General features: G+C 68.7%; 8 protein-coding genes. 6 read left to right on the top strand and 2 right to left on the bottom strand.

Annotated features, from left to right (window positions below):
* Positions 1-250: 250 nt before the first annotated feature.
* The 5 genes from A5713_RS16495 (at position 251) to A5713_RS16475 (ending at position 8,977) form a co-directional block, all read left to right on the top strand.
* Positions 251-1,231, top strand: a complete 981-nt coding sequence (locus A5713_RS16495; RefSeq protein ID WP_067918640.1) for a GNAT family N-acetyltransferase — start codon at positions 251-253, stop codon at positions 1,229-1,231.
* Between the two features lie 172 nt (positions 1,232-1,403).
* Complete coding sequence (locus A5713_RS16490; RefSeq protein WP_068097164.1) at positions 1,404-4,205, top strand: AMP-binding protein; 2,802 nt, start codon at positions 1,404-1,406, stop codon at positions 4,203-4,205.
* Between the two features lie 276 nt (positions 4,206-4,481).
* Positions 4,482-5,735 (top strand): S9 family peptidase, encoded by a 1,254-nt coding sequence (locus A5713_RS16485; RefSeq protein WP_067918636.1) that lies wholly within the window; start codon positions 4,482-4,484, stop codon positions 5,733-5,735.
* A 16-nt stretch (positions 5,736-5,751) separates the two neighbouring features.
* Entirely contained in the window at positions 5,752-7,152 is a 1,401-nt protein-coding gene (locus tag A5713_RS16480; RefSeq protein WP_068097161.1) for a wax ester/triacylglycerol synthase family O-acyltransferase, read from the top strand.
* A 154-nt stretch (positions 7,153-7,306) separates the two neighbouring features.
* Positions 7,307-8,977, top strand: coding sequence for an HAD-IIB family hydrolase (locus tag A5713_RS16475; RefSeq protein ID WP_231980456.1), 1,671 nt, complete (start codon positions 7,307-7,309; stop codon positions 8,975-8,977).
* 40 nt (positions 8,978-9,017) lie between these two features.
* Here A5713_RS16475 and A5713_RS16470 read toward each other — a convergent pair whose 3' ends face one another.
* Positions 9,018-9,233 (bottom strand): hypothetical protein, encoded by a 216-nt coding sequence (locus A5713_RS16470; RefSeq protein WP_197509063.1) that lies wholly within the window; start codon positions 9,231-9,233, stop codon positions 9,018-9,020.
* Positions 9,234-9,431: 198 nt separating this feature from the next.
* Positions 9,432-9,854 (bottom strand): Hsp20/alpha crystallin family protein, encoded by a 423-nt coding sequence (locus A5713_RS16465; RefSeq protein ID WP_067918629.1) that lies wholly within the window; start codon positions 9,852-9,854, stop codon positions 9,432-9,434.
* 150 nt (positions 9,855-10,004) lie between these two features.
* On the opposite strand from A5713_RS16465, the gene A5713_RS16460 reads away from it, so the two are divergent.
* The gene (locus A5713_RS16460; RefSeq protein ID WP_068097158.1) at positions 10,005-12,110 is read left to right on the top strand and encodes an adenosylcobalamin-dependent ribonucleoside-diphosphate reductase; all 2,106 of its coding nucleotides are present in this window, start codon (positions 10,005-10,007) and stop codon (positions 12,108-12,110) included.
* Positions 12,111-12,132 lie beyond the last annotated feature (22 nt).

Here is a 12,132-nt window from a genome sequence, read left to right as displayed (position 1 = left end):
AGGCTTTGGTCTTACTTCCGGCCTGCCGAAGTCCCAGTCCGGCAGGGTCTTTTGTCACTGCGGTCACCTACTTACTTCTCCGGCGATGGCGGTGCCGGTCGCGTACCGTACATCGCGGATGGTGCATGGCCACGTTACTCGTTTCAAGGGTCCTGGATTCCGAATTCGGCGAGATGACCGCATTAGCAATGGATTCGCAATCGGGGTGTGACTCGGGACGGAGTCTGAGGCTGACGGGTGGCCCGCTGTGATGTCTGTCAGCGCCGAGGAACTGGCGGCGCTGCCGGTGTTCGCCGATATCGAGGCGAAGGACCTCGCGGGGTTGGCTACCCTCCTCGAGCCCTTGCATGCCGCCGCCGGCGAGGTCCTGATGCGGCAGGGGGAGCCAGCGGAATCATTCGCGATCATCGCGTCCGGCTCGGTCGCCATCAGGCATGTCGGCCCGAAGGGGCGGGTGATCACCACCGAGCTGTCGTGCGCGACCGTCGTCGGCGAGATCGCTTTGCTGCGCCACGCGAGCCGGACGGCAACGGTGACCGCGCGGGAGGACGTGTCGGGCTACACCGGATACAGCGCCGCCTTCGACCTCATGCTGGCCATGCCGGTTATCGCCGAGAGGTTGCTGCGTACCGCGCGGCAGCGGCTGGCCGCTTACGTCGCCCCCATCCCGGTATCGACCAAAGACGGCGCCGCGCTCTCGTTGCGCCCCGTCCTGCCCGGTGACGCCGAGCGGTTCAAGAGCAGCGGTTCCTTCTCGCGCGAGACCCTGTACCGGCGGTACCAGGGCGGCGCCCCGACCGACGCGCGGCTGACCTATCTGTTCGAGGTCGACTATGTCGACCACTTCGTCTGGGTCGTCACCGACGGCGTGACGGGCCCGGTCGTCGCTGACGCCCGTTTCGTCCGGGATCAAGACGATCCGGCCTCGGCGGAGGTCGCGCTCACCGTGGCGGACGGCTACCAGGGCCGTGGAATCGGCACGCTGTTGCTGGGCGCACTGGCGGTCGCGGCCCGCGTCGACGGCATCAAGCGGTTCCACGCCCGCGTGCTGTCCGACAATCCGCCCGCGCGCGCGTTGGGCGACAAAGTGGACGCCCACTGGGCGCACGAGGAACCGGGCGTGGTCACCACGACGGGGGAGATCCCCCGTTTCCGCGATCTGCCCCTCGATCGCGCCATGTACCAGCAGATCGGGCAGGTGGCCCGCCAGGTGATCCATGCATTCGACTAGCGCCCCGAGTGACAAACGCCCCGCGGTTTGATGGCTTTGCGCCCTTACCGGAAAGCCGGGCACGCCCGCACCATGAGGACTGATTCGCCAGTTCGAGGATTGCAGTTCGAGGAGTCGTGCCATGGAGTCGCTCATCGGGTGCGCTTTCGGATCCCCGGCCGCTTCGTGACCAATGGCGACCCAAGACTGCGCTCCTCCGGTCCTGGCCCTGGTGCGAGGCCTCGTCGAAGAGGTTCACCCACAGGCCGCGTCGCCATCGGTGACGCTCGATAGCCCCTTCGACACACTCGGCATCGGCAGCCTGGAGCTGGCGGAATTGTTGCTGCGGGTCCAGGACAAGTTCGGGGTGGCGTTGCCGCCGCACATCCTGTCCAGTGCCGAGACGCCGCGCGACCTGGTGACGGCCCTCAATCCGGCCCTGGCGCGCGGCCGTCCTGCGGTGCGGGTGGGCCGTGGTGTCGTTTCGTTGCCGGCTACCGCGCCGCCCGCTTCGACGCCGGAGTCCGCGCAGAGCCTCAACGACATGCTCGGTTGGCACGCCGATGCCACGCCCGACCGGACCCATCTGCGCATCCTCGACGACACGGGCGACCCCCCGAACGGCTCCGACATGACCTATGGCGCCCTGCACCGGGAGGCGGCGGCCGTGGCGGCCGGGCTGATCGCACACGACGTGGCGCCGGGCGAGGCGGTCGCGATCATGTTGCCCACCTCGAGGGCGTATTTCGTGACCTTCGCCGGCGTGGTCCTCGCCGGCGCCGTGCCCGTCCCGGTCTACCCGCCGGCGCGCCCGTCCCAGCTGCCGGATCACCTGCGCCGCACCGCAGGCATCCTCAGCAACGCCCGTGCCACGCTGCTCGTCACGGTTGAAGAGGCCGTCACCCTCGGCCACCTGCTGCGCTCGAATGTCGAAAGCCTGCGTCACGTCGTCGTACCCGAATCCCTCACGCGCGCAGGCGAAGGCGCCACACGACCGCTTGCCCGGCCGCGGGCGGACGACCTCGCACTGTTGCAGTACACCTCCGGCAGCACCGGGCAGCCCAAAGGCGTCGCACTCACACACCGCAACCTGCTCGCCAACATCCGGGTGATGGGTCAGGCCGCCGGGGTGACCGGGTCGGACACGTTCGTCAGCTGGCTGCCGCTCTACCACGACATGGGCCTGATCGGTGCGTGGCTCGGTTGCATGTACTTCGGTGTGCCGCTGGTGGTGATGAGCCCGCAGGCGTTCCTGATCCGCCCGTCGCGATGGCTGTGGGCGATTCATGCCAACCGCGCCACCATGTCGGCCGGACCCAATTTCGCCTACGAACTGTGTCTGTCGAAGATCCGCGACGACGAGATCGAGGGACTGGACCTCAGCAGCTGGCGGTTGGCCTATAACGGTGCCGAACCGGTGAGCGCCGACACCATCGAGCGCTTCGGTGATCGCTTCGCCCCGTATGGATTTCGCCGGGAAGCGATGACCCCGGTGTATGGGCTGGCGGAGTCGTCGGTGGGACTGGCGTTTCCGCCGCCCGGCCGCGGTCCGGTGATCGACCGCATCCGCCGAGACACCTTTGCAAGGTCCGGGCGGGCCGAGCCCGCCAGGCCCGGGGAGCGGGACCGACGATTCGTCGCCTGCGGCCGGCCGCTGCCGGGACATGAAATCCGCATCGTCGACGCCGCCGGCAACGAGTTGAGCGACCGCCGCGAAGGCCGCATCGAGTTTCGCGGGCCGTCGGCGACAGCAGGCTACTTCAACAACCCGGCGGCGACGCGCGCACTGTTCCACGACGGCTGGCTCGACACCGGCGATCTGGGGTACACCGTCGAGGCCGACGTCTACGTGACCGGCCGGATCAAGGACATGATCATCCGGGCCGGGCGCAACCTGCACCCCGCGGAACTGGAAGAAGCGGTGGGCGGCATCAAAGGTGTCCGCAAGGGCTGTGTCGCGGTGTTCGCCTCTCCCGATCCCTCCGGCGGCCCCGAGCGGCTCGTCGTCATGGCCGAGACGCGAGCGCTGCGGGACGACGCACGCGCGGCACTACGCTCCGAAATCGCAGCCACCACAGTCGATCTGCTCGGGGTAGCGCCCGACGATGTGGTGCTGGCGCCGCCGCGCACGGTGTTGAAGACATCCAGCGGCAAGATCCGCCGGTCCGCCAGCCGGGCCATCTACCAGGCCGGCAAGATCGGCGCGCGACCGCGCGCGCTGTGGTGGGAACTGGCCCGGCTCCGCCTGCGCGGCGCGGCACCGTCGCTGCGCCGCACCCGGCGCGCCGGGGCGGATCTGGCCTTCGCCGGCTACGCGTGGGCGGTGTACACCATGCTGGGGTTGTCGGTCGCCGTCTTGGTGCTGCTGCTCCCACGCGCGCGGTGGCGGTGGCAGGTGGCGCGGGCGGCGGTCCGGCTGCTGGCCCGTCTCACGGGAACCGCGATCACCGTGCACGGCCTTGACCACCTTCCCCCGGACGCGTCAATCGCGGTGGCCAACCACCCCAGCTGGATCGATCCGTTGGCGCTGGCCTGCGTCATGCCGCAATCGTTTCGCTTCGTCGCCGCCGAAGTCCTTGAGCATCAAGGGATCAACGGATTCGTACTGAGGCGGCTGGGTCACCAGTTCGTCGAGCGCCACGAGCGCGAACACGGTGTGGCGGACGCCGACCGGCTGGCCGGGCTGGTGCGTGCCGGCCAGTCGCTCGTCATCTTCCCCGAAGGCCGCCTGGCCCGCGCGCCCGGCCTGCGGCCGTTTCACATGGGTGCCTTCGTGGTGGCCGCCCGGACCGGGGTGGCCGTCACCCCGGTGGGGATTCGCGGGACGCGGACCATCCTGCGTCCAGAACACCACTTCCCGCGACATGGGGCCATCGACATCACCGTCGGTGAGCCCATCAGGCCCTCAGGCAACAGCTGGACCGCGGCGGTCGAACTGCAGCGTGCCGCGCGAGAAGCCATCCTGCTGCTGTCCGGGGAGCCGGACGTCGAATGAGCGGGCAGCCCGTGCGGGCGAGGTTCAGTCGTCGCGCTTGCTGACGGCCTGACCGGCGCTTCGGACCACGTTCCGGAAGAACTTGATGCGCGTTGCGGACCGCCTCGATGCTTGCTTGCGGTTGTTTTGACACGAGTGACGGAAGGCCCTTCGCGCCCGGTCAGGGGGCTCCGGGCCGGGGCGCCGGCCCTCGGCTTGACGGCCAAGGACTTTCGCGGCCGTGACCGGGCCGTAAGTCCCTAACACGCCGATTTGCGCGCCTGCTAACTTGCCACCATGGCGGTATCGACCAACAACGGTGCTCCCCGGCGCCCGGGCCCTTTGCCTCTGACCCCGCCCGGGGGCGTCGGCCTGGGCAGCGCCGTCAAACCGTTCACCAGCACCGGTCGGTACGTCGCCGAGTCGTGGCGCGACTACCTGAGCCAGGCGCCCGACGAGCTTCCCATCGCGCGACCCACCCTCGCCCTGGCGGCGCAGGCGTTTCGCGACGAGGTCGTCCTGCTGGGCCTGAAGGCGCGACGCCCGGTCAGCCGCCCCGAAGAATTCGAGCGGATCACGAGCGAGGTGGTCGCCGGGCTGAAGTTCTACGGCGACCGCGGATGGCTCGACAACCCCAAGAGGTTTTTCGGTGCCCCGCCGCCGCTTTCGGACGTCGACGTGCGAAAGGTCAAGAAGGGCAAGCGCACCTTCTATCGCATGTCCTTCGACAGCGGGTATCTGCCCCGGCCCGGCGAGCCGGGCGCGGACCGGTGGATGGGCTACACCGCGAACAACCGCGAATACGCCCTGCTGCTTCGCCATCCGCAACCGCGGCCATGGCTGGTGTGCATCCACGGAACCGAAATGGGCCGAGCCGCTTTGGATCTCGCCCTGTTCCGGGCCTGGCGGTTGCACGAAGATCTCGGTTTGAACGTCGTCATGCCGGTCCTCCCGATGCACGGGCCCCGCGCCAGGGGCCTCCCGAAGGGCGCGGTCTTCCCCGGAGAGGACGTCCTCGACGACGTACATGCGACGGGGCAGGCGGTGTGGGACATCCGGCGGTTGCTGTCCTGGATACGCCGCCAAGAGCCCGAATCGCAGATCGGGTTGAACGGCTTGTCGCTGGGCGGCTACATCACCGCGTTGGTCGCCAGCCTCGAAACCGGGCTGACGTGCGCGATCCTCGGTGTCCCGGTCGCGGACCTGGTCGGCCTGCTCAGTCGGCACTCCGGGCTTGCCGCCGGCGATCCCCGCCGCCAGACGATCGAACTCGCCGAGCCCATCGGACGGATGACGTCACCCCTGTCACTGGCCCCGCTCGTGCCGATGCCGGGCCGGTTCATCTACGCGGGCGTCGCCGATCAGGTGGTGCACCCACGCGAGCAGGTCGTCCGCCTCTGGGAGCACTGGGGCAAACCCGAAATCGTCTGGTACCGCGGCGGGCACACCGGATTCTTCCGCGCGCGACCGGTGCAGCGGTTCGTCGAGGCGGCGTTGCAGCAGTCGGGCCTGCTGACCGGTACCGTAGACGAGCACGACCGCCCCGCCTAGCCGCGGAGGTTCGACGATGAACCCGCTGGATCCGCTCGACGCGGCGATGATGACCGCGGAGTGGGTGTCCAACCCGATGCACGTCGGTGCCGTGCTGATCCTGTCGCCGCCCGGCGACGCCGGGCCCGACTACGTCGACGAGTTGCATCGGATGACGCTGGCCGGGAACGGCTCGATCGATCCCCGGTTGCGCAAGTATCCGCACCGCGGTGTGGACACCGGTGGCATGTGGGTCTGGCGGCACATGGATCTCGTTGATATCAGCCGACATTGCCAGCGTCGCACCGTCTCCGGGGACGGTTTGTGGCGGCTGATCGGCGAGCTGGACGCACTGGGCCTCGATCGGTCACGGCCGATGTGGATGTCGTATCTGATCGACGGCCTCGACGGGGGCCGGTTCGCCTTCTACATCAAGGTGCACCACACCGTCGTCGACGGTGTGGCCGGATTCCGGATGATCACCGATGCGCTCAGCGACGACCCGGACCGGCGCTCGATGGCACCGTTTTATGCCGACTCCTGTGGCGAGCCCGCGGGGTCGTCGCCGGAGTCGGGCGGGCTGATCTCCCGGTTGTTGTCGCCGCTACGGTCGCTCACCGGCGCCGCCGTGTCGGGGGCGGGGCTGGTCGGGCGGGTGGCCACCGGCGAGATCGCCACCGTGCTGGACGCCCTGGTCGGGCACACCACCGCGCTGCCCCTCGGGGCGCCCTACACCCGGTTCAACGCCCGCCTGGGCCCCGAGCGCGCGGTGGCCGCGGGCAGCTGGGCAAACGATCGCATCAACGCCGTGCGGCAGGCGGCCGGCGTGACCGTCAACGACGTCCTCACCGCGATGGCCGCCGGGGTGGTGCGCCGCTGGTTGCTGGATATCGGGGAGCTGCCCAAGCGGTCACTGGTGGCCGCCTGCCCCATCACGGTGCGCGACCGTGAGGGCGAATCGCCAGACGATCGACATGGCAACAGGTTCGGGCTCTGGATGTGCCCGCTGGCCACCGATCTGGATGACCCACTGGCCCGGCTCGATGCCATTCACCGATCGATGTCGGAGGGAAAGCACTGGGTGGCTAAACGGGGAGCGGCGGCGTCACTGCTGACGAACGCCGGAAGCATCGCGACGACGGCGATCGGCCCGCTGCTGCCGTTCACGCCGAAGATCCGCACCGGATACAACCTGCCGATTTCGCACGTTCGCGGCCCGGCTGCCGAAATGTATTGGAACGGCGCGCGTATCGAGGAAATGTATCCGGTTTCGACGGTCTACGACGGCCATGGGCTCAACATCACGACGTGCTCCTACGCCGACCGGGTCGGATTCGGCTACGCCGCGGGCCGCGACGTGGTGCCCGACATCGAGACGCTGATACCCCTGACCGAGCAGTCGCTGGCTGAGTTGGAGGATGCGCTGGGCGCCGCCTGACGGCTCGGCGCCGTGACGCGTCCGGGCCACTCGTCAAAGCGGAACGGGACGAACGGCCCTAGAAGGCCACGGGCGGCCGGCCATACGTTGAGCACGGGCATCGGGAGATCGGATCTCCCGGCGCCAGCATTCGGATTGCGTTCGGCGAATACAGGTGGGCGAGGCTTTGGCGTTTTTCAAGGTGGTCGCGGTCGACCTCGACGGCACCCTCACGTCGGGCGGCAAACTGGATCCAGAGGTCCTGCGGGCGATCGACCGGGCACGCGGCGGCGGCCTGACGATCGTGGTGGTCACGGGCCGCATCGGGGCCGAATTGCACGCCGAGTTCCCTCAGTTGGCCGGCCACGTCGATGCGTTGGTGCTGGAGAACGGTGCCGTGGTGTGGTTCGACGGGGAGGCCCGGTCGCTCACGCCGGCGGTGGGTCCGGAGCTCGATGAAGCGCTCAACGATCGGGGGATCCCGTTCCGGCGGGGCGAGGTGCTGGTGGCCGTCGACGGTGAGCACGTCGCGGACGTCGCCGAGGTGATCGGTGAGCTGGGAATGGACTACCAGCTGGTCCGTAACCGGGCCGCCCTGATGGTGCTGCCGGCGGGCATCACCAAGGGCACCGGCTTGACCGCGCTCCTGGAGGCGATGAACCTGTCGCCCCACAACACCGTGGCCGTGGGCGACGCGGAGAACGATCTGTCGTTACTGGCGGTAGCCGAGGTCGGTGCGGCGGTGGCCAACGCCGTCTCGTCGCTGCGGCGATTCGCCGACGTGGTCCTGGACGAGCCGGATGGAGGCGGTGTCGCCGGACTGCTGAACAGCCCGTATCTTTCTGGGGCGGAACGATTCTGCCCGTCGCGCCACTGGCTCGAGATCGGAACGTTCGAGGACGGGACCCCCACCAGGTTGCCGGGGAGCCAGGCGCGGATCCTGGTCACCGGCCCGGCCGCGTCGGGCAAGAGCTATCTCGTCGGCCTGATGGCGGAGCGATGGGTCTCGGCCGGCTACTGCGTTCTGGTCATCGACCCCGAGGGTGATCACCTGCAGCTGCAGCAGCTCGGCCACGTGCAGGTCGTCGACGGCGGCCACCACCTCCCGGAACCCGCCGAGCTGGTCAACGCGTTGCGTCCCAACTCCGGCATGGTGGTCGATCTGTCGGGACTCGCCGAGCCGGGCAAGACCGACTACGTGCATCGGCTCCGATCGACCGCCGAGGCGCACCGCGAACGGTACGGCTACCCGCATTGGGTGGTGTACGACGAGGCCCACCTCCTCGGCATGGGGGAGGAAGCTCATTGGGCACGCCGCGGCGGCTACGTCCTGTGCTCGTTCGTCCCGGCATCGTTGCCCGCCCACGAGGCCGACAGCAGCGACGTCGTGCTGGAGCTCACCAGGTCCGACGCGGCCACGGACCTCGCCTCCCGGCGCCGCGCCACCATCCGATTCGGCTCGGGGCCACCCCGCGAGTTCACCATCGGGGAACGCCACACCAGGCACGTCCGGCACCGGCACAAATACGCCGACATCCACCTTCCGCCGGAGCGGCGGTTCTACTTCCACAACCCTGACGGCCTGCCCATCGCCCCGGCCGCGACGATGCATGACTTCACGGTCGCGTTGCGGCATCTCGACCAGCAAGCGCTCGAATACCATCTCGAACGGGGCGACTTCTCCCACTGGCTGGAAGGCACCATCGCCGACAAGGAGCTCGCGACGCGGGTGGCGGCCTGGGAGGACGACCTGGAAGCCCGTCGCGCCGCCGATCTGGAACGCATCCGCCAGCAACTGGTGGACGCCGTCGAGAAACGTTACCTGCCTTCGGAACAACGCCACTGAGCCCGGCAGGGCCTCGCGTGGCGCGACCCGCGGGAAACGATCAGCCTCGCGCCAACCGCGAGGTACGGCCCACGTGGACCATGATTCGTTCCAGGACGCTGTTGGCCAGGTCGCCGTCGTCGGCAACGCGAGACAGGCCACGGCGCCGCAGGAACGTGTCCAGGCGTCGATCGGGGGACCAGTCGGCATAAATCGGGCCGAGATACCGCGACTGCAGGAATTCCGAAGCCAGGGCGTCCACGTCAGAGTCGGTCAACAACATCGTCGGGCTATTGCCCATAGCCGTGATGCTCCTTTGTTCGGCCGCAAATCGCACCAGCAAAATTACGTCAGACGTCGCCATTATTGCGTCACGCGAAGATTGCGGATAGGGCCCAAAGTCATCACCGGAATCCGCCCGCGCAACCAGCAGGTCGGGCCCGGGCGACGCTGCCCGGGCCCGCACTTCAGCCGGCTATTTGGCGGCGACTTTGACGTGCTTCTCCTCGGGTGCGGGCTGCGAAACCGGCACGGAAACAGTCAAAATGCCCTTGTCGTAGGTGGCCTTGATGTCGTCCTCGTTGGCGTTGGACGGCAGCGACACGGTGCGGACGAACGAGCCGTAGGAGAATTCCGATCGGCCGTCGAATTCCTTCTTCTCGCTGCGCTCGGCCTTGATGGTGAGCTGACCGTCGCGGACGGTGATATCGATGTCCTTGGCCGGGTCGATGCCGGGGATCTCGGCGCGCACCTCGTAGCGGCCGTCGACCATTTCGTCTTCCAACCGCATGAGCCGGGTGTCGAACATCGAACGGAGTCCGGCAAAGGACGGGAACGCCGAAAAGAACTCGGGGAACAGCGGGTGCGGTTTTTGGGCCGCGGGCAGGCTGGTGGTCATTGTCTTCTCCTACAGATGTTGTCACTTGTGTTGTCACTTGCCTGAAACGGACACCTTCGATCCGACCACGCGAGCCGGCGCCAGGGTAGGGACGGAAGTCCTTATCCCGTTTCGGGCGACGACTTTTGGCGCGACGGGGATACTCGGGTGATGGTCGGGACAGCGCGGTCCGCACGGTGGCCGTCGAGCGTCCGGCGCCGGGACGGGCGCCTGGTGCCGTTCGACCTGGGCCGCATCGAAACGGCGATCGCCCGGGCAGCGCGCGAGGCCGGGCATCGCGACCCCGACCTGGCCGGTGCGCTCGCCAGGTCGGTAGCCGACGCCCTGGTGGGTCGGTCCCGCAGCGGTATTCCCACGGTCGAGGACATCCAGGATCTGGTCGAGGCGCAGCTGGGGGCGGCCGCCTTGGACGACGTGGCCCGCGCCTACGTCGTCTACCGCCAGCAGCATGCCGAGCTGCGCGCGACCAAAGAGCTGGTAGGCGTGCGCGATGAACTGAAATTGAGTGTGGCGGCCGTGACGGTGCTGGGCGAACGCTATCTGCGGCGAGACGACCGTGGCAGGCCCGTGGAGTCGACCGGCGAAATGATGGACCGCGTCGCGAACCATGTCGCGGCAGCCGAGGAGCGGTACCGTCGCGGGTCCTCGGCCATGTGGTCCCAACGATTTTCGGCGATGCTACGCGGCCTCGAGTTCCTGCCCAACTCGCCGACGCTCATGAACGCCGGTACCGAGCTGGGCATGCTCTCCGGCTGTTTCGTTCTCCCGGTGCAGGATTCGCTGCACTCGATCTTCTCCGCGCTCGCCCAAGGCGCGGACATCCACCAGGCCGGGGGAGGGACCGGCTACGCGTTCAGCCACCTGCGGCCCGCCGGTGACCTGGTGGCCCGCACCGGGGGCACGGCCAGCGGGCCGCTGTCGTTTCTGCGGCTTTTCGACTACGCCGCCGCGGTCATCTCGATGGGCGGTCGCCGGCGCGGCGCGTCCATGGCCGTGCTGGACGTGTCGCACCCCGACATCTACGACTTCGTCACCGCCAAATCCGGCTCGCCGAGCGAGCTCAACCAGTTCAACCTCTCGGTCGGGGTGACGGACGAGTTCTTGCGCGCCGTCGGGGCAGGCCGCAGCCACCGCCTGGTCAACCCGAGGACCGGCGCGACGGTCGCGACCGTCTCCGCTGCCGACCTGTTCACCGCGATCTGCGAGGCGGCGCACCGGTGTGGGGATCCGGGGCTGGTGTTCCTCGACACGATCAACCGCGCCAATCCCACGCCGGCGCTGGGCCGGATCGAGGCGACCAACCCGTGCGGCGAAGTCCCGCTGTTGCCCTACGAATCGTGCAACTTGGGGTCCATCAACCTGGCCCGGATGGTCACCGGCGGTGGCGTCGACTGGGACCGCCTCGCGGCGGTGGCCGAACTCGCCGTGCGCTTCCTGGACGACGTCATCGACGTCAGCCGCTTCCCGTTCCCCGAGATCGAGGCGGCCACCACGGCCACACGCAAGGTCGGGCTGGGCGTGATGGGCCTGGCCGAGATGCTGGCCGGCCTGGGGATTCCGTACGACAGCGAACGGGGCGTTCGACTGGCCGGGCGGATCGCCCGCACCATCGGCCGGGTTGCGCACGCCGCCTCGGAGCGACTGGCCGAGGAACGCGGACCGTTTCCGGCCTTCGGCGACAGCCGGTTTGCGGGGTCGGCGCCACGGCGCAACGCCCAGCTCACCTCGATCGCACCGACCGGCACGATTTCCCTGATCGCCGGCACGAGCGCGGGGATCGAGCCGATGTTCGCGATCGCCTACGTGCGTGCCGTCATCGGGCGACGGCTGCTCGAAGTGAACCCGTGCTTCGACCGCCTCGCCCGCGACCGAGGCTTCTACCATCCCGACCTCATCGCCGAGATCGCCCGGTGCGGCGGCGTGCGCGGAGACCCGCACGTGCCCCCCGAGGTGCGCGCGGCGTTCCCCACTGCGGCGGAAATCGCCCCGGAATGGCACCTGCGGATGCAGGCCGCCGTGCAGCGGCACGTCGACGCCGCGGTCTCCAAGACCGTCAATCTGCCGGCGGAGTCGACGGTCGAGGACATCCGCGCGATCTACCTGGCCGCGTGGAAGGCCAAAGTGAAAGGCATCACCGTCTACCGCTACGGCACCCGGGAAGGACAGGTGCTCAGTTACGTCGGTTCCGACCAGGCGCTGCTCGCCGCCGACGCCACGTTCAGCGGCGGTTGCCTGGGACGGCGGTGCGAGTTTTGACCGTGTCCAAAGTAGGCCGATC

The sequence above is a fragment of the Mycobacterium sp. E2497 genome (assembly GCF_001668695.1).
Lineage (GTDB): Bacteria > Actinomycetota > Actinomycetes > Mycobacteriales > Mycobacteriaceae > Mycobacterium.
The sequence above is the reverse complement of the archived record's forward strand: the minus strand, read 5'-3'. Positions and strand labels throughout refer to the sequence as shown.

What these genes read in the sequence shown, in the direction of transcription:
- A5713_RS16495 (WP_067918640.1), top strand. Translation starts at nt 251, where the DNA reads ATGTCTGTCAGCGCCGAGGAACTGGCGGCGCTGCCGGTGTTCGCCGAT.
- A5713_RS16490 (WP_068097164.1), top strand. Translation starts at nt 1,404, where the DNA reads ATGGCGACCCAAGACTGCGCTCCTCCGGTCCTGGCCCTGGTGCGAGGC.
- A5713_RS16485 (WP_067918636.1), top strand. Translation starts at nt 4,482, where the DNA reads ATGGCGGTATCGACCAACAACGGTGCTCCCCGGCGCCCGGGCCCTTTG.
- A5713_RS16480 (WP_068097161.1), top strand. Translation starts at nt 5,752, where the DNA reads ATGAACCCGCTGGATCCGCTCGACGCGGCGATGATGACCGCGGAGTGG.
- A5713_RS16465 (WP_067918629.1), bottom strand. Translation starts at nt 9,854, where the DNA reads ATGACCACCAGCCTGCCCGCGGCCCAAAAACCGCACCCGCTGTTCCCC.
- A5713_RS16460 (WP_068097158.1), top strand. Translation starts at nt 10,005, where the DNA reads ATGGTCGGGACAGCGCGGTCCGCACGGTGGCCGTCGAGCGTCCGGCGC.